General features: G+C 65.1%; 25 protein-coding genes and 1 riboswitch. Of the genes, 18 read left to right on the top strand and 7 right to left on the bottom strand.

Annotation, left to right across the window (positions count from 1 at the left end; all coding sequences use genetic code 11):
- Window positions 1–2 precede the first annotated feature (2 nt).
- A riboswitch (cyclic di-AMP (ydaO/yuaA leader) is annotated at window positions 3–203 on the bottom strand.
- Window positions 204–442: 239 nt separating this feature from the next.
- Genes SMD14_RS10995 through SMD14_RS10980 form a run of 4 tightly spaced genes read left to right on the top strand, consistent with a single transcriptional unit; the run spans window position 443 to window position 3,168 of the window.
- Complete coding sequence (locus SMD14_RS10995; RefSeq protein WP_321213651.1) at window positions 443–1,783, top strand: lytic transglycosylase domain-containing protein; 1,341 nt, start codon at window positions 443–445, stop codon at window positions 1,781–1,783.
- 20 nt (window positions 1,784–1,803) lie between these two features.
- On the top strand, window positions 1,804–2,163 hold the full coding sequence (locus tag SMD14_RS10990) for a TraR/DksA C4-type zinc finger protein (protein ID WP_321213650.1): 360 nt from the start codon (window positions 1,804–1,806) through the stop codon (window positions 2,161–2,163).
- The gene (locus SMD14_RS10985) at window positions 2,160–2,729 is read left to right on the top strand and encodes a DNA alkylation repair protein (protein WP_321213649.1); all 570 of its coding nucleotides are present in this window, start codon (window positions 2,160–2,162) and stop codon (window positions 2,727–2,729) included. The genes SMD14_RS10990 and SMD14_RS10985 overlap by 4 nt, the downstream gene beginning before the upstream one ends.
- Entirely contained in the window at window positions 2,713–3,168 is a 456-nt protein-coding gene (locus SMD14_RS10980) for a DUF1810 domain-containing protein (RefSeq protein WP_157242036.1), read from the top strand. The genes SMD14_RS10985 and SMD14_RS10980 overlap by 17 nt, the downstream gene beginning before the upstream one ends.
- 74 nt (window positions 3,169–3,242) lie before the next feature.
- Here the strand turns inward: SMD14_RS10980 and SMD14_RS10975 are convergent, their stop codons facing one another.
- Entirely contained in the window at window positions 3,243–3,749 is a 507-nt protein-coding gene (locus SMD14_RS10975) for a metallophosphoesterase (protein WP_157242037.1), read from the bottom strand.
- 130 nt (window positions 3,750–3,879) lie between these two features.
- Between SMD14_RS10975 and SMD14_RS10970 the strand changes: the two genes are divergently transcribed.
- Window positions 3,880–4,077 carry a DUF1918 domain-containing protein gene (locus SMD14_RS10970; RefSeq protein ID WP_104999751.1) on the top strand — a complete coding sequence of 66 codons (198 nt, stop codon included), beginning with the start codon at window positions 3,880–3,882 and terminating at the stop codon, window positions 4,075–4,077.
- Window positions 4,078–4,132: 55 nt separating this feature from the next.
- Entirely contained in the window at window positions 4,133–4,636 is a 504-nt protein-coding gene (locus tag SMD14_RS10965; protein WP_157242038.1) for an NUDIX domain-containing protein, read from the top strand.
- Here SMD14_RS10965 and SMD14_RS10960 read toward each other — a convergent pair.
- Window positions 4,633–5,310 (bottom strand): endonuclease/exonuclease/phosphatase family protein, encoded by a 678-nt coding sequence (locus SMD14_RS10960; RefSeq protein ID WP_157242039.1) that lies wholly within the window; start codon window positions 5,308–5,310, stop codon window positions 4,633–4,635. The two genes, SMD14_RS10965 and SMD14_RS10960, sit on opposite strands and share 4 nt — an antisense overlap.
- Before the next feature lie 185 nt (window positions 5,311–5,495).
- Here SMD14_RS10960 and SMD14_RS10955 point away from each other — a divergent pair, with 185 nt between their 5' ends.
- The 3 genes from SMD14_RS10955 to SMD14_RS10945 all read left to right on the top strand — a co-directional run bounded on the left by SMD14_RS10955 (window position 5,496) and on the right by SMD14_RS10945 (window position 8,687).
- Window positions 5,496–6,299, top strand: a complete 804-nt coding sequence (locus SMD14_RS10955) for a thioesterase family protein (protein WP_321213648.1) — start codon at window positions 5,496–5,498, stop codon at window positions 6,297–6,299.
- 127 nt (window positions 6,300–6,426) lie between these two features.
- Complete coding sequence (locus tag SMD14_RS10950) at window positions 6,427–6,969, top strand: PadR family transcriptional regulator (RefSeq protein ID WP_157242041.1); 543 nt, start codon at window positions 6,427–6,429, stop codon at window positions 6,967–6,969.
- A gap of 5 nt (window positions 6,970–6,974) precedes the next feature.
- Window positions 6,975–8,687, top strand: a complete 1,713-nt coding sequence (locus tag SMD14_RS10945) for an AarF/UbiB family protein (protein WP_321213647.1) — start codon at window positions 6,975–6,977, stop codon at window positions 8,685–8,687.
- A gap of 11 nt (window positions 8,688–8,698) precedes the next feature.
- Here SMD14_RS10945 and SMD14_RS10940 read toward each other — a convergent pair whose 3' ends face one another.
- Window positions 8,699–9,091 carry a DUF2177 family protein gene (locus SMD14_RS10940; RefSeq protein WP_321213646.1) on the bottom strand — a complete coding sequence of 131 codons (393 nt, stop codon included), beginning with the start codon at window positions 9,089–9,091 and terminating at the stop codon, window positions 8,699–8,701.
- Between SMD14_RS10940 and SMD14_RS10935 the strand changes: the two genes are divergently transcribed.
- The gene (locus SMD14_RS10935; RefSeq protein WP_409339679.1) at window positions 9,084–9,857 is read left to right on the top strand and encodes a biotin/lipoate A/B protein ligase family protein; all 774 of its coding nucleotides are present in this window, start codon (window positions 9,084–9,086) and stop codon (window positions 9,855–9,857) included. The genes SMD14_RS10940 and SMD14_RS10935 overlap by 8 nt on opposite strands.
- A 21-nt stretch (window positions 9,858–9,878) precedes the next feature.
- On the opposite strand, the gene SMD14_RS10930 is transcribed toward SMD14_RS10935, so the two are convergent.
- Window positions 9,879–10,136, bottom strand: coding sequence for a mycoredoxin (locus SMD14_RS10930; protein WP_104998100.1), 258 nt, complete (start codon window positions 10,134–10,136; stop codon window positions 9,879–9,881).
- Between the two features lie 157 nt (window positions 10,137–10,293).
- Here SMD14_RS10930 and SMD14_RS10925 point away from each other — a divergent pair, with 157 nt between their 5' ends.
- Window positions 10,294–11,037 (top strand): SOS response-associated peptidase, encoded by a 744-nt coding sequence (locus SMD14_RS10925; protein WP_321216255.1) that lies wholly within the window; start codon window positions 10,294–10,296, stop codon window positions 11,035–11,037.
- A 27-nt stretch (window positions 11,038–11,064) separates the two neighbouring features.
- Here SMD14_RS10925 and SMD14_RS10920 read toward each other — a convergent pair whose 3' ends face one another.
- Window positions 11,065–11,487 (bottom strand): VOC family protein, encoded by a 423-nt coding sequence (locus tag SMD14_RS10920; RefSeq protein WP_157242045.1) that lies wholly within the window; start codon window positions 11,485–11,487, stop codon window positions 11,065–11,067.
- Between the two features lie 19 nt (window positions 11,488–11,506).
- Between SMD14_RS10920 and SMD14_RS10915 the strand changes: the two genes are divergently transcribed.
- A complete protein-coding gene (locus SMD14_RS10915) occupies window positions 11,507–11,827 on the top strand; it encodes a chorismate mutase (RefSeq protein WP_157242046.1) in 321 nt (106 codons plus the stop codon).
- Between the two features lie 19 nt (window positions 11,828–11,846).
- On the opposite strand, the gene SMD14_RS10910 is transcribed toward SMD14_RS10915, so the two are convergent.
- Window positions 11,847–12,236, bottom strand: coding sequence for a hypothetical protein (locus SMD14_RS10910; RefSeq protein ID WP_157242047.1), 390 nt, complete (start codon window positions 12,234–12,236; stop codon window positions 11,847–11,849).
- Between the two features lie 157 nt (window positions 12,237–12,393).
- On the opposite strand from SMD14_RS10910, the gene SMD14_RS10905 reads away from it, so the two are divergent.
- The 6 genes from SMD14_RS10905 (at window position 12,394) to pdxS (ending at window position 20,629) form a co-directional block, all read left to right on the top strand.
- A complete protein-coding gene (locus tag SMD14_RS10905) occupies window positions 12,394–12,729 on the top strand; it encodes a DUF6504 family protein (protein WP_321213645.1) in 336 nt (111 codons plus the stop codon).
- Entirely contained in the window at window positions 12,726–16,214 is a 3,489-nt protein-coding gene (locus SMD14_RS10900) for a DNA polymerase III subunit alpha (protein WP_321213644.1), read from the top strand. The genes SMD14_RS10905 and SMD14_RS10900 overlap by 4 nt, the downstream gene beginning before the upstream one ends.
- 116 nt (window positions 16,215–16,330) lie before the next feature.
- The gene (gene thrS / locus SMD14_RS10895) at window positions 16,331–18,340 is read left to right on the top strand and encodes a threonine--tRNA ligase (RefSeq protein WP_321213643.1); all 2,010 of its coding nucleotides are present in this window, start codon (window positions 16,331–16,333) and stop codon (window positions 18,338–18,340) included.
- An 18-nt stretch (window positions 18,341–18,358) separates the two neighbouring features.
- The gene (locus SMD14_RS10890) at window positions 18,359–18,946 is read left to right on the top strand and encodes an HIT domain-containing protein (protein WP_321213642.1); all 588 of its coding nucleotides are present in this window, start codon (window positions 18,359–18,361) and stop codon (window positions 18,944–18,946) included.
- Entirely contained in the window at window positions 18,936–19,559 is a 624-nt protein-coding gene (gene pgsA / locus SMD14_RS10885) for a phosphatidylinositol phosphate synthase (protein WP_157242049.1), read from the top strand. Before SMD14_RS10890 ends, pgsA begins: the two co-directional genes overlap by 11 nt.
- A gap of 143 nt (window positions 19,560–19,702) precedes the next feature.
- On the top strand, window positions 19,703–20,629 hold the full coding sequence (pdxS, locus tag SMD14_RS10880) for a pyridoxal 5'-phosphate synthase lyase subunit PdxS (protein WP_041652076.1): 927 nt from the start codon (window positions 19,703–19,705) through the stop codon (window positions 20,627–20,629).
- A gap of 139 nt (window positions 20,630–20,768) precedes the next feature.
- Here the strand turns inward: pdxS and SMD14_RS10875 are convergent, their stop codons facing one another.
- On the bottom strand, window positions 20,769–22,781 hold the full coding sequence (locus tag SMD14_RS10875) for a M3 family metallopeptidase (RefSeq protein ID WP_321213641.1): 2,013 nt from the start codon (window positions 22,779–22,781) through the stop codon (window positions 20,769–20,771).
- Window positions 22,782–22,790 lie beyond the last annotated feature (9 nt).

Raw genomic sequence — 22,790 nt, 5'->3', positions numbered from 1 at the left:
GTTGATCGCCTCTCCCATGCCTGCGGGGTGAGCTGTCGGGTTCGGGCTGGAGATACCCGGCCGGGAGCAACTCCGAAAGGAACGGAGGCGCCAGCGACTTAACCCCAAGGCCTCTTGAGAGGCCGTGGAAACTTGGTTCCCCCGTCCCTGCCAGCTGGATAGCGATGGTTCCCGGTTCAGCGGCAGGGCTCGGCAAGCTGAGGGGAATGTCCCGTCTGGGAGGGACACCTTAAGACCATAACCCGCCCCGGCGCCGATTGTCACGTTTGGGTAACATGCGAGGTTCTCCTCTCGGTTTATGCAAACGAATCGACTCTGGGTCGCGGGCACTGCGCGCACGCTCAGGCTTTCACCGTGGAAAGTCGATGGCTTGTCTCTGCTGTATAACGATGCAGGCCCCTCATCCTTGAAGTGAAGGTTGAAGCCGGTAAGCTTCCGAACTATGTCCCGTTCCGTTCTAAATGCCCGGCACCGCCTGCCCGGGATACTGCTGGCCGCCGCCCTCGCCGGCAGCGTTTGGCTGACTCCGGCCGGCGCGGCCGAGGGCGTTCCGCCTGGTGGCTACCCCTCGTGGGAGGACGTGGAGCGGGCCAAGCTGACCGAGGCCGGCACGGAAAAAGAGATCGGTATGATCGCAGGCCTGTTGGACGGGCTGCAGGCGCAGTCGGAGGCCTTGGGCAACGCGGCGGTGGCGTCAGCCGCTGAGTCTGCAGCGGCTGATGCCGCGTTGGCAGCATCCACTGCCCGAGTGGAGTCGCTGGCGGAACAGGCCGGGACCGCCAAAGCCGAACTCATCCGCCACAGGAAGGACATCGGAGCCCTGGCCGCCCAGTCCTACAAAACGGGCGGTACGAACATGGGGTTCTTCGTGGCCCTTGATGCGATCGGGAACAACAATGTCCACGGGCTCAACGTGGTGCATCTGGTGGGCGGCAAAACGGCGGGCCTTGTGGACAAGGCAGCCGCCGCGGGGAAAGTCACGGCTTCACTGGCCGATCAGGAGAAAGCCGCCCGGGCCGAGCGTGAACGGCTGTCCGGCGAGGCGGCGGAAAAGCTTGCGGCGGCCCGATCGGCCCAGGAAGCCATGGCACGCCAGCTTACGGAAGAACAGCAGCGCAACCGGGAGCTGACCGAGCAGTTGGCGTCCCTGAAGGGCACGACGGCGGCGGTTGAGGGTGAATTCCGGCGTGGACAGGCGGCTCTGGCCGCTTATGAAGCAGCGCAGGAGGCGAAAAGGGCCGCGGCCGGAGAAGAGGCACGACGACGGGCTGCCGCAGCCGCCGCGGCGGCAAAGGCGCAGCCATCTGCTGCTCCCGCCCCCGTGCGTCCGGCTCCTGCCGATCTGGCACCTGAAAATCCTCCGGCCGGCAACCCTGCGCCGGCGGATCCTGCTCCGCCTGTCCCCGCTCCGGCGCCTGCCGCGCCGCCCAGCCCGCCCGCCGTCGTAATTCCCTCTGCTCCTGCGGGTGCGGTCAACGATCCTGCCGGTGCCAAAAGCTACGCCTCGGGCAGGCTGGGGGCCTATGGCTGGGGATCGGACCAGTTCCTCTGCCTTGCCCGGCTTTGGACCAAGGAATCGAACTGGCTGACAACGGCCACCAACCCGTACTCCGGTGCCTACGGCATCCCGCAGGCGCTGCCGCCGGGCAAGTATTCCAGCGCCGGCAGCGATTGGCTGACCAATTACCGGACACAGATCGAGTGGGGCCTTGGCTATATCCGCGAGCGGTACGGTTCCCCCTGCTCGGCCTGGAACCACTCCGTGGCCAGGAATTGGTACTGACACCGCGCTAGGCTTTTCCCATGCCTGATTTCGAAAGATTCCGCGTCCTCCTCGAGGAGGAGCGGAAGCGGAAGGTGGCACTGCTCCCGTCGCTCCGCGCCGACATTGCCTCGGCAAACTCTGCGCGCCAGGATTCGAACGTCGACGACGAACACGATCCCGAGGGTTCCACCATTGCCTTCGAGCTGTCCCAGGCAGCTGCCCTGCTGCAGCAAAGCACCGCCGGCCTTGACCAGGTGGAGGCCGCCCTGGCCCGGATCGCTGCCGGCACGTACGGCATCTGTGCGGTTTGTGGAGAACCTATCGCGGAGGGAAGGCTTGAGGCCAGGCCCTGGACACCGTTCTGCATCCGGCACGCAGCCGCGGGACGTGGCCGATGAACGGCGGGACCGACTGTGTGGCGGCCGCCGCGGCGTTCATCGACCGCACCCTGCAGAATGAAGGCGCCTGGTACCGGGCGGACGACGTCGAGTCCCGGCTGGGCGGGGTGCTGTCCTCCTACGGCTCTTCGGTGGGCGCCGTCCGGGGAACGGTCCGGGACGCCCTGCGGAAGTTCAAGGAGCTGGACCACGATGCCGTGCTCCAGCTGGCGTCCGGGCTGTGGGGCCAGCCGAAACCTGGCAGCAGGCCGGTTTTTGAGCGGCGCCTGGCCGCCGTGGTGCTCCTGCAGTCAAGGGTCGGCCTCCTGCTGCACTCCGACCTGACCCGGATCGAGGGCTTCCTTCGTTCCGCGGAAAGCCCCGAGTTGGTGGACCCCCTGCTGTCCGACGTAGTGTTGCCGCTATTGGCTGGACTGGCAGGACGCGACCGGCAGCGCGCAGGTGTGGTCCTTGCCAGGTGGAGCCAGGACCCGGACGGGCGGCTGCGCAGGGCTGCGGCCTGCATTGGGCAGCAGTCGGGCACTGAGGCCCCCCACAAAGGAGACAGCTATGAACGATCCCTATGACCTGAAACGCTTCGTGTCAGCCCAGGACAGCGGCGCAGGCGAGGGCGGGACCTTCGGGCAGGCCTTGGCTGAGCTTCAGCTCGGCAACAAGGCCGGCCACTGGATGTGGTTCATCTTTCCGCAGCTCGCCGGCCTTGGGCAAAGCCCTACCTCGCGGAAATATGCCATCACTTCGCTGGCCGAAGCCCGGGCGTACCTGGACCACGAGGTCCTGGGCCCGCGGCTCCTGGAGTGCGCCCTGGCGTTCAGCAACCACGCCGGGCGCACTGCCGAGGAAATCCTGGGCGGCATCGATGCCAGGAAGCTGCACTCGTCCATGACCCTGTTCCTCCGCGCCGCGCCCGGCGAAACAGTGTTCAAGACCGTCCTTGCCCAGTTCTTTGACGGCCAGCCGGACGAGGCCACCGACGCCCTGCTCGCGGAGCAGGACCAGGACTGAAAAGCCAAGCACGTCTACTGTTCCGGCGCAGGCAGTACGCGGCCCCTGTCGACCCCGTCCCTTCCCGCCTCCCGTCAGCCGCGGGAAACCTCCACCAGGCGGACGTCGGCCAGCCGGCCGGCGTCCACGACGGCGGTCATGTAAGTGCAGGCCGGCTGCCGGCGGCGGTCGGTGGGTGAACCCGGGTTCAGCAGGCGCAGGCCGCGCGGGGTGGTGGTGTCCCACGGGATGTGGCTATGCCCGAAGACCAGGACGTCCGCCTCCGGGTACAGCGCTTCGCAGCGTGCCTCACGTCCCTTTGCCTGGCCGGTTTCGTGGACCATCGCAAAGTTGACTCCCTCGAGCGTGGCCGTGGCAACTTCCGGCAACCGCCGGCGCAGCTGCGGCCCGTCATTGTTTCCGTAGACGCCCAGCAGCGAGCGGCTCCGCTGTTCAAACTCATCCAAGAGGGACGCGTCAACCCAGTCGCCGGCGTGCAACACCATGTCGGCGCTTTCGACGGCGGACCACAGCTGTGCGGGGAGCGCCCGGGCGCGCTTCGGGACATGGGTATCGGCAACCAGCACAAGATGCAGCGGCATGGTCAAAATCCTGCCATGGCGCGGCTCTTTCCCCACCTCGCCGCCATGCCCCCGTTTCCCTCCGCACTTTCTCCTTCGCCCTTTCCCCGCCGGGTAGGCAGTCGTACTCTTGGGCTGGGAGGTGATTGCCATGGAGGCAACGCAAGGCGACCGCATCATCGTCCATGGAAGGACCGTTGGGGCCACAGACCGGCACGGGGTGATCCTGGAGGTGCGGGGCCAGGGCGGGACGCCGCCCTACCTCGTCCGCTTTGATGACGGACACGAAACCATCATGTACCCCGGCGGTGATTTCGCCGTCGAACGCGGCCACGCGAACCAGGCCTGACTGACATTCGGCACGGCAGGTGCACCCCGTCCACGGCACCTGTCAGACTGGAACGATGGATCACTTTTCGGTTTCCACTGCGTCCTCAGCCCCGCCCGTCCGCACCGGTCCCCGGGACCCGGGCGACGCCTGGGTCGAAGGGGACCGCGGCCGCTACTGGGGGCGGTTCGGTGCAGCCGGAGTGCTGGCGTACGATCCGGACAAAGGCGTGCTGCTGCAGCACCGTGCTGTCTGGAGCCACAACGGGGGGACGTGGGGCCTGCCCGGAGGGGCGCTCCATCATGGCGAGGAGCCCGTCACAGGCGCGCTCCGGGAAGCCTTCGAGGAAGCTGCCGTACCCGCCGGCAATGTCGACCTTCTCTTCACGTCCTTCTTTGACGTGGGTTATTGGTCCTACACCACGGTGGTGGTACTGGTCAGGGAGCCCTTTGATCCGGTGATCAGTGATCCCGAAAGCCTCGAACTGCGGTGGGTGCCGGTGGCCGATGTGGACTGCCTCGAACTGCACCCGGGCTTCGGGGCATCGTGGCCCGGCCTGCGTGAACGGCTTGGGGCCTAGTAGTCCGGACCGTATTCGGCGGTGACCAGGATCGGGAGGTGGTCCGAGTTCCCGCGTGGAAGCGTTTCGACGCTTTCGATGTCGAGGCCCAGTGACGTTGCAAAATCGAAGTGGCCCTTGAATACCTTGTACCGGGTGTAGGTGCGCCTGTTGCTGAGCGACAGGGCATAGCCGGAGTTCTTCATGTGCAGGTCCAGGTTCTTCGTGAAGAACGGATAGTTGAAGTCGCCCACCATCAGGGTCATCAGGCCTTTGCCCATGCTGAGCAGCTCGGCATGGGCGGCGTGGATCTGCTTCCGCCGCAGCGAGTTCGAAGCCGTGAGGGGCGCGGCGTGGAAGGAGCCGATGACCAGCTCATGCTGCGTCTCGTTGTCCATCACCCGGGTGCCGATCAGCCGCTCATGGGCCGGGGCCAGGACCCGGTCGTGCATTGACTTCTTGAGCGCGAAGGACTGGGTGTCCAGGGCAGTGAAGCGGCTCATCCGGTAATAGATGGCCAGCCCCAGCCGGTTGCCCTTGGTGGCATCCGCCAGGTGCAGCGGCCCCAGCGTCTCGGGGAGGTCGCTGGAATCCACCTCCTGGAGGCAGAGCGCATCAATGTCATGGTTCCGCGCCAGGGCGAGGAGTTCACCGCTCGCCTTGTGTTTGCGGAGGTTGTAGCTGATGACACGCATGGAACACCTCTTCCGAGGGTTGCTGACAGGACCAGTTTCCGAGTCTAGTCGGATCAATCCTGTCCGGCTCCAACATTTCGCCGCGTCCGGCCAAGTCTCCCTCGGCAGACCGCCTCTGCCGCCGGTCCGGGGGACGGCGGATAGAGTTAAGGCCAATTCACTGAGTATCACCGGAGGGGCGCGCTTTGACCGCAGATTTGCCTGAACTGGCCGCAGGAAGCTTCTACTACCTGGACCTGGGCGGGGGACGATTCCGTTCCACCATCCATGCCCAGGGCGCCTGGAACGTGCACGAGCAGCACATGGCACCCGCGTCAGGCCTGATGGCGGACAGCCTGGAACGGCATGAGCCGCGGGCGGACATGCGGATGGCGCGGATCAGCTACGAGATCCTGGGGCTCATCCCGGGCGGCGCCTTCCATATCGAAACCACCACCCTCCGGCCGGGGAAGACCATCGAACTCCTCCAGGCGGAACTGGTGGCCGGCGGGCGGACTGCCATTCGCGCCACCGCCTGGCGGCTGGTCACCAGCGATACCACCGAAGTGGCGGCCATCGAAGACAACCCGATTCCCGGACCGGAGGACTGCAAGCCTTACGACGGCGCGTCCGTCTGGCCGGGCGGCTACATCCGCTCCCTTGAAATGAGGGTGGCGGAAGGGCACCGGCCGGGTGCCGGAAAGGTCTGGCTCCGGACAGACCACCCCCTGACGGACCGTGGCGACAGCGGCGACCTTGCCCGGCTCATGGGGCTCGTGGACACCGCCAACGGTATTGCGGCCAGGGTCCCCCCGGGCAAGGACAGTTATGCCTTTCCCAACCTGGACCTCCAGATCCACATGTACCGCCGCCCCGAGGGGGAATGGCTGGGCCTGGACAATGCTGTGTCGTTCGGCGGAGACGGGATTGGCCTGACATCCACCGTGCTGCACGACCTCCAGGGTCCGTTCGGGCGTGCCGAGCAGATTCTCACCATCCGCAGAACCTGACATTGCGCGCGGATTTCGGCCGCAGAGGCCGAAGCCGCGCGCTCATGAAATCTCCCCTGCCCCTAGCTCCGAGCCTGTGTCGTTGAGTATCGTTGTATATCGTTCAGGATTCACAAGGGAGAACATCATGCGTGGTTCATATCAATCCGGCGGATTCGGCGGGACCAACATCGATGGCATGTGGCAGGCCGTCGAGGAACTGCGTTCCCGGTTCGAAAAGCGCGCAGGAACCCGCGCCGGCAAAGGCGAGGTCCGCGCCGCCGTGCTGGCCCTCCTGGCGGAGCGGCCCATGCACGGCTACCAGATCATCCGCGAAATCGAGGAGCGCAGCAACGGCAGCTGGAAGCCAAGCGCCGGCTCGGTCTACCCCACGCTGCAGCTGCTCGCGGACGAGGGCACCATCCGCGCGGAAGAGTCCAACAGCCGCAAGATCTATTCGCTGACAGAGGCCGGCCGTGAGGAAGTGGCCAACGACCATGCCGCGGCGGCCCCCTGGGAATCAGCGGGTTCCCAGGCCGGCGGGTTTACGGCCCTGCCCAAGGCCGGTGTGGAATTGGCCCAGGCTGCAGCCCAGGTTGGCCGCACGGGTTCACCGGAGCAGGTGCGGCAGGCCGTGGCAGTGCTCGATGAGGCGCGGCGCCGGATCTATTCGATCCTCGCCCAGGACTGACGCGGGTGGCGTTCGTCCGCCGGGACCGCCCTGCCCGGGTACCCGGCGCCGGAGGCACCCGTGCCCGCTACCGCCGCATCCTTCGCTTTGCCGCGTGGAACCTGGCTGTGACGTGGTGGTTTGAGCTTTTCCTCCCGCGGATCGGGCTTGCCCGCATCGCCGGACGGACACGTTCGAAGAGGATGCAGGGCTTCGCCCGGAACTTCCACCTGATGGCAGTGGAACTGGGCGGCCTGATGATCAAGGTGGGGCAGTTCCTGTCCTCCAGGCTCGACGTCCTTCCGCCCGAGATCACCAGGGAGCTTGAGGGGCTGCAGGACGAAGTCCCCCCGGTTCCGTTTCCCGCGATCCGCGCCCTTGCGGAGAAGGAACTGGGCGCCCGGCTTGAGCAGGTGTTCGCCTTCGTCGAGGAGGTGCCGGTCGCGGCCGCCTCGCTGGGCCAGGCGCACCGTGCCCGCCTCCTGCCCGCCGACGCCGCCGACACCGGGCTCAGCAACGTGGTCCTGAAGGTGCAGCGTCCGGGCATTGACGGGATTGTCGACGTCGACCTTGCGGCCCTGCGCAAGGTGGGAGGGTGGCTCAGCCGCATCCGCCTGGTTTCCAGCCGTGCGGACGTCCCGGCGCTGGTCGAGGAGTTCGCGCAGACGAGTTTCGAGGAGATCGACTACCTGCACGAGGCGGCAAATGCCGAGCGCTTCGAGGCCGCGTTTGCAGCTGATGACAGGGTCGGCGTGCCGCGCGTCGCGTGGGAGCGGACCACCCGGCGCGTCCTTACCCTTGAAGATGTCACAGCCATCAAGATCACGGAGGCCGGAGCCCTTCGCGCCGCCGGTATCGATCCGGCCGAAGTGGCCCCGGTGTTCGCGTCCGTTATGTTCGACCAGTTGTTCACCACCGGCTTCTTCCACGCGGATCCGCACCCGGGCAACATCTTCGTCACTCCTGTTTCCGCCGGCTCGGGGGGACATCCGTGGAAACTGACGTTCATCGACTTCGGCATGATGGGTGAGGTCACCGACTCCACGCGCAGCGGGCTGAGGAAGCTGCTGATTGCGGCCGCCGCGCGTGACGGCAAGGGCCTGGTGGCGGCGATCAACGACGTCGGCGTGCTGGCGCCGTCGGCGGACGTCATGGAGCTGGAAAGGGCCATGACGCACCTCTTCGCCCGCTTCGGCGGGATGGGGTTTGCCGAGCTTCGTGAAGTGGATCCCAAGGAGTTCCGCGATTTCGGCGTGGAATTCGGTGACGTTATCCGCTCTTTGCCGTTCCAGTTCCCGGAGAACTTCCTGCTGATCATCCGGGCGATGTCACTGACGTCCGGTGTCTGCAGCTCGCTTGATGAACGCTTCAACCTGTGGGACTCGGTGGAACCGTATGCGGCCCGGCTGCTGCGGGACGAGCGCGGCAACCTCGTGCAGGACGTGGTTCAGCAGGCCCTCGACGCCGCGGCGATCGCCCTGCGCCTGCCCAAACGCCTGGAGGCACTGGCCGGCCGCCTCGAGGAGGGGTCGCTTGCGGTGGCTAATCCCCGCATTGAGCGGCAGCTCGCCCGGCTGGACCGCAGGGCCCGGCGGTCGGCGTCGGCCCTTGTTTTTGCGGCCCTGCTCATTGCCGGCGCCGTGGTGCGGGCAGACGACCTTGTCCTGGGCAGCGTCCTCATGGCCGGGTCCGTGGTCCCGCTGCTGCACGGGCTGTGGGCGGGCCGCCGCGGCCCGTGACCGCGTCAGCGTCAGGCGCGTCCCTGGAATACAAGCCAGCCGGCAACCGTGGACAGCCCGGTGAGTACGGCGCCCCACAGCATGTCCACCACGAGCAGCTGCAGCGGCCACACCTTCAGGGTGGCGGCATTGGTGAGGTCGTAGGTGGCGTAGGCGAAGGCGCCCAATGCCGCGCCGTAACCCAGGGCAGTGAGCCAGTTGCCGCCGTCGAGGGCAGGCCGGAGGGCGAAAAACACAATCCCGGCGATGTAAATGACATAGAAGGCGACGGCGTAACCTAGGTGTGGTTTATCCGCCAGCAGCTCGCCGATGTGGCTGCGGTAAAAGGGATTCATCAGCTTGAGCCAGACGGCGTCAATCGCCGCGAAGGCGGCGGCGACCACCAGGAACTGCAATATGACCATAGGGGAGCATAGCAACATGTACGACGACGGCCCGGGGCCCCGCACGCTAACCGTTGTGCGGCAGGAAAAGTCGCTGGGCGCGGGCCGTGACCTGGAGCTCGGCCTGGAACTCCTGGCACGGGTGAAGAAGGGGGACATTGGCCCCACACTCCGGCTTTACCGGCCTGCGCCCACCGTGGCCTTCGGCCAGCGTGACACCCGGTTGCCGGGCTTTGAGGCGGCTGCCCGGGCGTGCAGGGCCAACGGCTTCGAGCCCCTGGTCCGCCGGGCAGGGGGGCGGGCGGCCGCCTACCATGAGGGGACCCTGGTGGTGGACCACCTTCAACCGGACGCCGACGCCATCGCAGGCTCCAAAACCAGGTTCGGTTACTTTGGGGAGCTGTTTGCCGAGGTACTGCGCAGCGTCGGCGTTCAGGCGGCCGTGGGCGAGATTCCGGGCGAATACTGCCCCGGCGAGTTCAGCGTGCACGGAACCGACCCGGCTGACGGCGGCCACCAGGTGAAGCTGGTGGGCACGGCGCAACGCGTAGTGGCCGGCGGCTGGCTCTTCAGTTCCGTCATTGTGGTGGAAAACTCTGCGCCCATCCGCAAAGTGCTGACCGACAGCTATGCCGCCCTGGGGCTGGACTGGAACCCCGCCACGGCAGGTGCGGTCGAAGACCTGGTCCCTGGCGTGGACGTTGCCGCGGTGGAAAATGCCTTGCTTGCCGCCTACGCGGGCCATGCCGTCCTGAAGGCCGCTTCCTTCAGCAGCCTGGGGGCATGACCCGCGCGATGGCGTCAACGCCTAGGCTGCGAGGCGGGTCTTGACCTCGGCTGCGGACGGATTCGTGGCCGCGGTGCCGTCCGGGAAGAGGACGGTGGGTACCGTGCGGTTGCCCCCGTTAAGCTGCTCCACGAGTTCGGCAGTGCCTTCGACTTCCTCGATGTTGATCTCGGTGTAGCCGATGCCCTGGGCATCCAGCTGCTTCTTCAGCCGGTTGCAGTAGCCGCACCAGGTAGTGGAAAACATGGTGATGGTGCCGGAGTCGGGAGTGAAGTCCACGGAGCTCTCCTCTGTGTCGTTGACGGTTTCGTTCCTGACAACGGTAACGCGGCGGTGCCTATTCCCGGCCAACAGAGGCCGCAGGCCGTTCATATGTCCTTCGGATGACACCATCTGGCGCCGGTGGCATGCTGGAGCCATGTGTGGACGCTATGTCATGGCCCGTGCCGTGGGGGACCTCCTGGCCGAGTTCGACGCCGAGCTGGAGGACGAGGTGAACATTCCTCCGTCGTGGAATGTCGCCCCGACGGACGACGTTCCCATCGTCCTTGAACGCCTGGTGGATGACGGGCCGGCTGCCAGGCAGGTGCGCCAGCTCCATGTTGCCCGGTGGGGGCTGGTCCCGTCCTGGGCCAACGACCCGGGCATCGGCTCGCGGATGATCAACGCACGCAGTGAGTCCGTGCTTGAGAAGCCGGCGTTCCGCAAGGCCGCCAGGTCGCGCCGCTGTGCGGTCCCGGCAGATGGATACTACGAATGGAAGCAGGGGCCGGGAAAGTCGAAGCAGCCGTACTATGTCCATCCGGACGGGGGTAAGGGCCTGGTCTTCGCAGGGCTCTATGAGTGGTGGAAGGATCCCGCGTGGCCGGCGGGGGAGCCGGGCGGCTGGATGCTCTCCACGGCCATCCTGACCACTGACACCCCGCCGCCCGGCAGCGAGTCAACGGTGTTTGGAAAACTGACGGCCTTGCATGACCGCGTGCCGCTGCCGATGGACAAAGCCACGATGCGGGCATGGCTCGACCCAACCGCGGACGAAGCCGCCGGCCTGGTGGACCTGGTGCGGGCGGGGGTCAAGGACGTGGCGGCGGACTGGCACGTGGACTCTGTGGGAAAAGAAGTCGGCAACGTCCGGAACAACGGGCCGGAACTCATCCGGCCCGTGGAGGCCCTCTTCTAGTAGTCCGTCGCGGACCCGCGGCAAGCGCTATACGGTGACCGCGCCGTCGTCGTCCACTCTCCAGGCGGGGTTGTAGGCAACCTCCCACCGGAAGCCGTCCGGATCGGCGAAGTATCCGCTGTACCCGCCCCACGGCTGGGTGATGGGCTCCGCGATGATGGCAGCCCCCGCCGCGGCCGCTTCTTCCATGACCCGGTCCACGTCCTCAGTGGACGGAAGGTTGTGGCTAAGCGTGATGCAGGGAACCGGACCGGGCGGACTGACGCCGGCGTCAGCCTGCATCTGGCGGACGTCCCACAGGGACAGCACCAAACCGTGGTTCACCTGGATGAACACAACATCACCCTCAAGTTCACGGTGGACCGGCCAGCCAAGGCCGTCCACATAGAACGCGCGGGAGGCGGAAACGCTGCGGACACCTAGTGAGATGAAGTCGACTCTGGGCTGCATGCTTCGATACTGTCAGACGATGGCGACAATTCAAGGAAATGATCGAGATGCTTTGGCCGACAAGGAACAGCTCGCTGCGGTCCGCATTGCTGTCGACGAGGTGGATGAGCAGATTGTCACCCTCATCGCCCGCCGGGAACGGCTGATCCGGATTGCCGGAACCCTCAAGGGTGATGACGCCGAGGTCCGTGCGCCCGGGCGCGTGGAACGGATCATTGAGCATGTCCGCTCGGCAGCCGAGAAAAAAGACATCGACCCGGACATTGTGGAGTCCACGTACCGGGCAATGATCTCCGGCTTCATCGAACTGGAAATGCGGGTCCACAAAGGGAACAGCTGAACTGCCCGCAAGCCCTTGTTTAGAGGTGTTCCTCCACGGGGACGCCGTGCTGGAATTCCCTGCCCTCGGCCTCGCTGAAGGCTGACATGACATGCCCCTTGCCAAGGCCGTTCAAGGCCGCCAGGGGAAAGCTGCCCGTAATGGTGCTGTCGGAGTGGGTCACACCGGACAGGTCGTAGTCTTCTTCGACTCCCTGTTCACGGTTGAATGAATAAAAGGCAATCGCCTCCCCGTTCATGAACTCAATGCATAGCCGCCGTTGTGTTGAATAGTCCGGAGTAGCCCCTACCAGACCTACCACGTAAGCACCGGACGCCGGGATGGTGCCGTCTATATTGAACGTGGCCACCACGGTGGAGTCCTGGGTTGAGATGCTTGCCTGCTTAAGAAGTGCGTCTTGGGTGCTCATGGCACCATCCTGCTCCCTGTCGATCGGTCCGTCCACCCTTGCGCGCCATTCTCCTCAGTCCTTCCTCTGAACCTTCTTTGCGCACGTTCAGGGCAGGGGTAGACTGGGCTTATTCGAACAAGTATTCGAATAAGCCAGATGAGATCCGGGAGGCGCCATGGGCATGTTCAGCCAATCCGTGGACGTCGAGTGCACCGCCGACGGCGAACCGCAGCGCCTGCTGTGGGCAGGACGTTCCTATGCTGTTTGTGCTGAACCGGTGCGCTGGTACGAACGCCGGCAATGGTGGGCGGAAGAAAGCCGCGCTCCGCTTGGCAGCGGCCGCGGACTGGTGGACCACGAAATCTGGCGGGTCCAGGTGCGGCCTGACCACCCTGTCCGTGGGGTCCAGGGGCCGGAAGAAACCCTGACGCTTGACCTCACCAGGCATATCCAAAGCGGCCGCTGGCGGCTGCTGCGCATCCATGACGCACTCCGGCCCAGGACAGCATGAGCTTCACCCATCTTCACGTCTCCACTGCCTTCAGTGCGCACTACGGCGTCTCCTGGCCAGAGGAACTGGCACAGGCCGCCGCCGCTGACGGTGCAACGGCCCTTGCATGCACTGACCGTGACGGCATGTACGGAACCATCAAACACCTCAAGGCATGCATGGGAGCGGGCATCGATCCCATTGTGGGTGTTGACCTTGCGGTATTTGACGACGACGGCGATCACCGCACCCAGCTTGCCGGCAGGGTGGTGGTGCTGGCCCGGGGCAACAACAACGGGGCGGGCTACCGCGCGCTCTGCAGGCTGATATCAGATGCCCATGCCCGCACCTCCGGGAAATCCGGGGGAACAGTTCCAGCCGCCGTGACCAGGGCCGAACTTGCCTCCCGAACCCTCGATCCCCAAACCCTGAAACCGGTGCTGACTGTCCTGGTCGGGCCTGATTCCGACGTCGGCCGCGCCATGGGCGGGCGGCGCTACCTTCGTCCGCGCACCCTCTTCAAGCAATGGTTGGACGCCATGCCCGCAGGCACTTTGGTTGCCGAGATAGTTTCCCAGCTCAGCGCACCCGGAAAGCCCTTGAGTACCGCCCATGCTGTCCGCATGCTCAAGCTGGCAGAAGAGCATCATGTTCCTGCAATCCTGACAAACGCCGTAAGGTACTGCGCTGCAGACGGAGCGCCCACCGCGGATGTGCTCGACTCAGCCCGCACCCTGAAATCCCTGCCGCAACTCGCGGAAGAGCCCCTGCTGCAGCTAACAGGCCAAGGCTGGCTTAAATCCTCCGCGGAGATGCTCCGTCTGGGCAAGGAGATCATTTCTGCGGCAGGCTATGGTGCAGCGGACCTCAAGCAGCTGATGGCGCAGACCGAGGCGCTGGCGGACCTCTGCAGGATTGATCCGGTCACGGACATGGGGTGGAAGCAGCCCGTGGTGCCGGAAGCTTCAGTCATCGGGATCAGCCAGGATCCGCACCTTGAACTGGTCCAGCGGTGCCAGGCTGGAATCACCAGGCGCTTCCCGGGAGTTACCGGCACTGCCGGACAAAGGATGCGCTCCCGGCTCGATCACGAACTGGGCATCATCCGCAACCTCGGCTTCTCCTCCTATTTCCTGACAGTTGCCGAGGTCTCCCGCATGATCCAGGAAATGGGAGTGCGGGCAGCAGCCCGTGGATCCGGCGCCTCAAGCCTGGTCAATTACCTGATCGACGTCAGCCAGGTGAACCCCCTGCAGCATGACCTGATTTTCGAACGCTTCCTGTCGCAGGACCGGGCAACCCTTCCGGATATTGACATAGACGTTGAAAGCGCGGAGCGGCACAACGTCTACCACCGGATTTTTGAGCGCTTTGGTGCTGAGCGGGTCACCCTGATGAGCATGCAGAATGGCTACCGGGCCAGGGGCGCAGTGCGGGACGCCGGCATGGCGCTGGGCATGGACGGCGACGAAGTGGGGGAGATTGCCAAGCAGTTGTGGCGCTTTTCTGCCCGCAATTTCCGTGAAGCGCTGCAGGAAAAACCTGAGCTCCGGGAGTTCGCCGGCCGGGTGGAACAGCGGGACCTGGATGGAAACCAGCAGCTTGATCTGCTGGTGGACCTGACGGAACGCCTTGACAGGCTGCCCCGGCATATTTCCATGCATCCCTGCGGCGTGATCCTTGGCGACGCAACCCTGCTGGACCGCACTCCCGTGCAGCCCAGCGGAATTGGCCTCCCCATGAGCCAGTTCGATAAGCACGACATGGATCCCATGGGAATGCTCAAGCTTGATGTCCTTGGGGTCCGGATGCAGAGCGCCATGGCTTTTGCCGTGCGGGAAGTCATCCGCATCCACCCCTCCAAGGAAGAAGTGGTGGCAGCCGGAAAGCATTCACCTGGTCCGGACGGGACCGGTCCCGACTACATTGCCGACAACGGGCGCATCGACCTCAATGCCGTCCCGCTGGACGATGAAGCCACCTTTGAACTGATCAGGAGCACCCACACCCTGGGCTGCTTCCAGATTGAATCGCCCGGGCAGCGTGAGCTCATTGGCAAGATGGCGCCCCGGGAATTCAACGACCTCATCATCGATATTTCACTGTTCCGCCCCGGCCCCATGAAATCGGACATGGTCCGGCCCTTCCTTGAGCACAGGCACGGATTCGCCCCCGAGGTGTACCCCCATCCGGACCTGAAACCGGTGCTCGCGGAGACCCACGGCGTCACCGTTTTCCACGAACAGATCCTGAAGACCTTCGACGTCATGACAGGCTGCGGACTGGCACGTGCGGACGAGTTCCGCCGTGCCCTGGGCAACGAGGTCCTTGAGTTGGGCGTGGAGGAGTTCTTCCGCAAAGCGGCCCGGGAAAGGGGCTACGCGCCCGTTGTGGTGGACAACGTCTGGGGAACCTTGAAAGCCTTCGGAAGCTTCGGATTCTGCAAAGCGCATGGTGCTGCCTTTGCAGTCCCCACCTACCAGTCGGCCTGGCTGAAGGCGCACCACCCCGAAGCATTCCTTGCCGGGCTGTGGGAGCACGATCCCGGGATGTACCCCAAAAGGCTGCTGGTAGCGGAAGCACGGCGCCTGGGCATCCCGATCCTCCCGTTGGACATCAACCGCAGCAAGGCAGAATACCGGGTGGAACGGGTAGAGCAAGGCCCGGATGCAGGAAAGCTGGGAATCAGGCTAAGCCTGAACGGCATTTACGGATTGTCCGCAACAGAACTTAAGCGGATCGTTGCCGGCCAGCCCTTTGACTCACTCGCAGACCTGAGGGCACGGTCCAGGGTCAGCAAGCCCAGCATCAAGCGGCTGGCCCAGCTGGGCGCTTTTGATTCCCTTCACCGGGAGGCAGGCGGCAACGCAAACCGTGCGGACCTTGTCCAACACCTGCAAAAACTCCAAGGTGCCGGCAGCGGACGGAAAGGTGTGGAGGTTATCGAGGGTCAGCTCTCCCTGCCTTTGGGGGATGTTGAACTGCGCAACGTCAAGCCCGGGCTGCCGGCGCCTACCCTGGTGGAAACTGTGCGGGCCGAACTCGACCTGATGGCTGTTGATGTCAGCAGCCACCTGATGGACAGCCACCGGCCGATGCTCAACAGGCTGGGAGTCACCACGGCGGACAAGCTCCTCGGCCTGCGGAACGGGACGGAAGTATTGGTGGCCGGGGTTCGCGTGGCAACCCAGACGCCGCCCATGCGGGGCGGCCGGCGGGTAGTTTTCATCAGCATCGACGACGGCACCGGCTGCATCGATTCGGTCTTCTTCCATGAAGCCCAGGAAAAGGCAGGAATGCTCCTCTTTGGAACCCGGCTGCTCCTGATCCGTGGCACCACCAGGCGGACCGGCCCGCGGGGAATCAGCCTGAGCGCGAGCATGGCCTGGGACCTGAGCCGCGCCGAAACCTTGCCGTTCCAGGAGTCCCAGGCGCAGGAACCGGAGGCCCGGCACCCCCTGGACGGAATCACCCGGACCCTCGCCATCACGGGATTCGGCGGCTGATCCTCGGGTGCGCCGCGTTGGTCGGGCCTGAGCTGAACCGATAGCATTGACGATGGCTGGCTGTGGTCCCCGTATGCCACAAGCTATGAAGCCTTAACTTTGAATAGGAGACACCCGTGTCAGATGCCCAGCAGATCACCCTTCTCGTCGATGGCGAAGAGACCAAGGTGACTACCGGGACAACCGGTGCGGAACTCTTCTTTGAGCGCCGTGATGTTGTTGTTGCCCGCGTCAACGGCGAGCTTAAGGACCTGGACCAGGAACTGCCTGAAGGCGCCGACGTCGAGGGCGTCACCATCGATTCCCCGGACGGGCTGAACGTCCTCCGCCACTCCACCGCCCACGTCATGGCGCAGGCCGTCCAGCAGCTGCGCCCGGACGCCAAACTGGGCATCGGCCCGTACATCACCGACGGCTTCTACTTCGACTTCGATGTTGCCGAACCGTTCACTCCCGAGGACCTCAAGACCCTCGAAAAGATGATGCAGAAGATCATCAACCAGAACCAGAAGTTCGTCCGCCGTGTGGTCAATGAGGACGAGGCCCGCGAAGCCATGAAGGACGAGCCTTACAAGCTTGAACTCCTGGGCAAGAAGAACGAAGCCGCAGAGGCCGGCGAAGGCGTCAACGTCGAGGTCGGTGCCGGCGACATCACCATCTACGACAACGTGGAGCGCAAGGACGGGACCACCGTCTGGTGCGACCTTTGCCGTGGGCCGCACCTGCCCAACACAAAGCTGATCTCCAATGCCTTCGCCCTCACCCGTTCGTCCTCCGCCTACTGGCTGGGTAACCAGAAGAACCAGCAGCTGCAGCGGATCTACGGCACTGCGTGGCCTACCAAGGATGCCCTCAAGGCCTACCAGGAGCGCATCGCCGAGGCCGAACGCCGCGACCACCGCAAGCTTGGCTCTGAGCTGGACCTGTTCTCCTTCCCGGACGAACTCGGCTCGGGCCTTCCCGTCTTCCACCCCAAGGGCGGCATCATCCGCAAGGAGATGGAGGACTACTCCCGGCAGCGCCATGTTGAGGCCGGCTATGAGTTCGTGTACACGCCGCACATCACCAAGGGCCACCTGTACGAGGTCTCGGGCCACCTGGACTGGTACAAGGACGGCATGTTCCCGGCCATGCACGTGGACGCCGAACTCAATGAAGACGGCACAGTCCGCAAGCCCGGCCAGGATTACTACCTCAAGCCGATGAACTGCCCCATGCACAACCTGGTCTTCCGGGCCCGCGGACGCTCCTACCGTGAGCTGCCCCTGCGGCTGTTCGAATTCGGGTCGGTGTACCGGTACGAGAAGTCCGGCGTGGTGCACGGCCTGACCCGGGTCCGCGGCATGACACAGGACGACGCCCACATCTACTGCACCCGCGAGCAGATGAAGGATGAGCTCACCAAGACCCTGACGTTCGTGCTGGACCTGCTCAAGGACTACGGCCTGAACGACTTCTACCTGGAGCTCTCCACCAAGGATCCCGAGAAGTTCGTCGGTGACGACGCCGCCTGGGACGAAGCTACCCGGACCCTGGCCGAAGTGGCCGAGGAATCGGGCCTGGAACTTGTCGCTGATCCGGGCGGGGCCGCGTTCTACGGCCCCAAGATTTCCGTGCAGGCGAAGGACGCCCTGGGCCGGACCTGGCAGATGTCCACCATCCAGCTGGACTTCAACCTGCCGGAACGGTTCGAACTGGAGTTCCAGGCGGCAGACGGCACCCGCCAGCGGCCCGTCATGATCCACCGCGCACTGTTCGGATCGATTGAGCGGTTCATGGGAGTGCTCACCGAGCATTACGCCGGCGCCTTCCCCGCCTGGCTTGCCCCGGTGCAGGTGGTGGGCATCCCGGTGGCGGAAACGTTCAACGAGTACATGTTCGACGTCGTCGACCAGCTTAAGGCCGCAGGCATCCGTGCCGAGGTGGACACCTCCTCGGACCGGTTCCCGAAGAAGATCCGCACCGCCAGCAAGGACAAGATCCCGTTCGTGCTGATCGCCGGCGGGGATGACGCCGAGGCAGGCGCAGTGTCGTTCCGCTTCCGGGACGGAAGCCAGGACAACGGCGTGCCCGTGGCAGAGGCAGTCAAGCGGATCACGGAAGCCGTCCGTAACCGGACCAGCTAGCGGAAACGGAACAGCACGGTGCAGGAGAACACAGGCGCAGGGTATCCAGGCGATGCCGGCGTTACCGACGACTTTGACCTCGCCGGTGTCCCGGACGCCTTCCAGCGCCTGTGGACTCCGCACCGCATGGCCTACATCAAAGGCGGGCAGCACCAGTTCAAGAATGAGAACGACTGCCCCTTCTGCGTTGGCCCCGGACGGACTGACGAGGAAGCCCTTATCGTCCACCGTGGAAAGACCTGCTACGTGGTGCTGAACCTCTTTCCCTACAACCCCGGCCATCTCCTGGTGTGCCCGTACCGTCACATTCCCGACTACACAGACCTGACTCTCGACGAGACCGCCGAGTTCGCGGAACTCACCCAGACCGCCATGAAGGTCCTGCGGAAAGTGGCCAACCCGGGGGGCTTCAACCTGGGCATGAACCAGGGCGTCGTGGGCGGTGCCGGAATCGCGGCGCACCTCCACCAGCACATCGTTCCCCGCTGGGGCGGTGACGGGAATTTCTTCCCGATCATCGCCCAGACCAAGGCCATTACGCAGACCCTCGACGAGGTCCGCCAGCAGGTGGCCGACGCCTGGCCCGGGGAGACGGATGCTGAATAGGCATGCCCGCGGTTTCTTCACCGCACTGTTCACCCCGCTTGCCCGCTGGCTCCTCAAGATCGGTGTTTCGCCGGATGCGGTAACGGTCGTCGGCACGGCCGGCGTCGTGGTGGGTGCCCTGGTCTTCTATCCGCTCGGCCAGCTTTGGTGGGGAACCCTGTTCATCACCGCGTTCATCTTCTCCGATGTCCTGGACGGCATCATGGCCAGGATGCGGGAGGTGGGCAGCCGGTGGGGCAACTTCCTTGACTCCACGCTTGACCGGATCGCCGACGGCGCCCTGTTCGCCGGCCTGGCCGTGTGGTTCTTCACCGGCGGGGCGAACGTTCCCATCGCCGTGGCAGCCATGGTCTGCCTGGTCCTTGGCATGGTGGTTTCCTATGCCAGGGCAAAGGCCGAGTCGCTGGGGTTCACGGCCAACACCGGGATCGCGGAGCGGGCCGAGCGCCTCGTCTCCGTGCTGGTGGTTACCGGCTTCACGGGCCTTGGACTTCCGGAACTGGTGCTCCTGGTGACGCTCCTGCTGCTGGCCGTGGCCAGCTTCATCACAGTGGTCCAGCGCGTGCTTTCCGTCCGCCGCCAGTCCCTCGCCGAGCCGTCGCCTGCTGATTAACACGAATTAAGCCTGCTGGCCGCGGTGAGACTAGTATTAGGACTGCCCGGTCAATGGATCCGGCAACCCGGTGCGTGTACATCGGCATCTCCGTGCCGCCCTGCACCCCGGCGAAGGTCATCTATCTACCCATAGGGGTTTTTGTGTCTACACCTGATGTAAGCAGCGAAGCCGGTTCGTCCGCGAACAGCGTCACGGGCAGCAACCGCGTGAAGCGCGGTATGGCTGAGATGCTCAAGGGCGGCGTCATCATGGACGTCGTCAACGTCGAACAGGCCCGCATCGCCGAGGACGCCGGTGCCGTTGCTGTGATGGCGCTGGAACGCGTTCCGGCCGATATCCGGGCCCAGGGCGGCGTGTCCCGCATGTCGGATCCGGACATGATCGACCAGATCATCGATGCCGTGTCCATCCCGGTCATGGCCAAGGCCCGGATCGGCCACTTCGTGGAGGCCCAGGTCCTGCAGTCCCTGGGCGTGGACTACATCGACGAGTCCGAGGTCCTGACCCCGGCCGACTATGTCAACCACATCGACAAGTGGAACTTCAAGGTTCCCTTCGTTTGCGGCGCCACCAACCTCGGTGAGGCACTGCGCCGCATCAACGAGGGTGCGGCCATGATCCGTTCCAAGGGCGAGGCCGGCACCGGCGACGTCTCGAACGCCACCGGGCACATGCGCCAGATCCGTTCCGAGATCGCCAAGCTTGCGGCCCTGCCCGAGGACGAGCTGTACGTCGCGGCGAAGGAACTGCAGGCACCGTACGAACTGGTCAAGGAAGTTGCCGCCGCCGGCAAGCTTCCGGTGGTGCTGTTCACCGCCGGCGGCATCGCCACCCCCGCTGACGCGGCCATGATGATGCAGCTCGGCGCTGACGGCGTGTTCGTCGGCTCGGGCATCTTCAAGTCCGGCAACCCGGCCCAGCGCGCCGCCGCCGTCGTCAAGGCCACCACCTTCTTCGATGACCCCGACGTCATCGCCAAGGCCTCCCGGGGCCTCGGCGAAGCCATGGTGGGCATCAACGTCGACGAGATCCCCCAGCCCCACCGCCTCGCCGAACGCGGCTGGTAACAGCTTCAAAAGCAGTACGACGGCGGCGGGTCACCCGGGAAGGTGACCCGCCGCCGTCGTTCGTTTATCCCAAGTAGGTAGCGCTAAGTGTCGTTTTGGAGGTTCAAAACGACACTTAGCGCTACCTACTTGGAAACCCTTACTCCAGGCCGCGGCGCTTCAGCAGCGGGTCCAGGCGGGCGTCGCGGCCGCGGAGGCTGCGGAAGGATTCCAGGGGGTCCCGGCTGTTACCCCGTGACAGCAGCTCCTGGCGGAAGCGCTGGCCGTTCGCGCGTGTCAGGCCGCCGTTTTCGGTGAACCAGTCCACCGTTTCCGCGTCCAGGACCTCGCTCCAGATGTAGGAGTAGTAGCCTGCTGCGTACCCTGCGCCTGCGAAGACGTGCTGGAAGTAGCCGGTGCGGTAGCGCGGCGGAATCAGGGCGTGGGCGATTCCCGCCGCAGCGAGGGCCTTGTCTTCGAAAGCCAGGGCGTCTTCCGGAACATCGCCGGCCCCGAGGACATGCCAGGCAAGGTCCAGCAAGGCCGCGCCCAGGTACTCGGTGGTGGCAAAACCCTCGCCCCACAGCCGGGACTCGTTGAGCTTTTCCACGACGGCGGCCGGCAGCGGCTCACCGGTGGCGTGGTGGCGCGCATAATTTTCCAGGACTTCGGGCCACATGATCCACATTTCATTGACCTGGGACGGGTACTCAACGAAGTCGCGGGGAACTGACGTGCCGGAAAACCGCGGGTACGTAACGTTGGAGAAGAGCCCGTGCAGGGCGTGGCCGAATTCGTGGAACGTGGTCCGCAGCTCGTCCAGGGTCAGCAGGGTTGGCTCGCCGGCCGGCGGCTTGGAGATGTTCAGGTTGTTGATGACAACAGGCTTGGTTCCCAGCAGCGCCGACTGTTCAACCAGGGAATTCATCCAGGCCCCGCCACGCTTTGACTCGCGGGTGTAGTAGTCGCCCAGGAACAGGCCCAGTCCCTCACCGTCCTCGTCCCGGACCTCCCAAATGCTTACATCAGGGTGGTAGCCGGAGAGGTCGTCCCGCTCGTGGAACGTGATGCCGTACAGGGATGTGGCGGCGAAGAAAACCCCGTCGGCCAGGACCCGGTCAAGTTCGAAATAAGGGCGCAGCGCCTGTTCGTCCACCGCATACTTCCCGCGGCGGACCCTGGCGGAGTAGAAGGCCCAGTCCCAGGCCTCCAGCGGATGGCCCGCAGCCTCGGCCAGCGCCGCCGCTTCGGCGTCCGCGTTCCGCACCGCTGCCGGGGCCATGCGGCTAAGCATGGCCTGGACCGATTCGAAGTCCGGAGCAGTTTGGCGGTCCACCACCAGCTCGGCGTAGTTGGCAAAGCCGAGCAGCGATGCCTTCTCGGCGCGGAGCCGCGCCATTGATGTTGCCAGGTCCAGCACGTCGAGGCTGCCGCCGCTGCTGCCCCGGGCTACGGAGGCTTCGAAGAGCCGACGGCGGACGTCGCGGTTTTCGAGGGCGGCCAGGGCGGGCTGGTTGCTGGGCTGGATCAGCGTCAGCAGGAACTTCCCGTCATGGCCGGCCGCGCGGGCGGCCTCGGCAGCGCTGGCAATGTCATCCGCCGGCAGGCCGGCCAGATCCCCGGCATGGTCAAGCAGGATGGCGGCCGACTTCATTCCGTCCTTGACCCGCTGTCCGAACTCCGTGCCCAGCTGTGAGAGTTCGGCGTTGATGGCGCGGAGCCTCTCCTGGCCCGGGCCGTCAAGCTGGATGCCGGACTGCCGGAATTCCCTGAGGTATTCCTCCACCAGCCGGGTGGACTCGGCATCACATTGGGCCGTATCGATGGCGGCAAAGCGCTCGAAAAGTCCACGGTTCAGGAAGATCTCGTCCTGGTGGGCTGAGAAGAGCGGGGAAAGTTTCGTTTCGAGGTCCCGGATCCGGTCCGACGCGTCCGCTGACACCAGTGTGAAGAAGGACGCGGCGGCCCGGTCCAGCAGGCGGCCGGAGCGCTCCATCGCCAGTGCCGTGTTGTCGAAGGTGGCCGGTGCCGGGGTGTCCACGATTCCCTGGATCTCGGCCAGGTGTTCGGCGAGGCCCGCTTCGATGGCTTCCTCGTAGTGGGCGGGTTCGATCCCGGCGAAGGGAGGAAGTCCGTACGGCAGGGGACTGGGCGCCAGAAGGGGGTTGGTCATGAACTAAAA

The sequence above is a fragment of the Pseudarthrobacter oxydans genome (genome assembly GCF_034258515.1).
GTDB lineage: Bacteria > Actinomycetota > Actinomycetes > Actinomycetales > Micrococcaceae > Arthrobacter.
The sequence above is the reverse complement of the archived record's forward strand: the minus strand, read 5'-3'. Positions and strand labels throughout refer to the sequence as shown.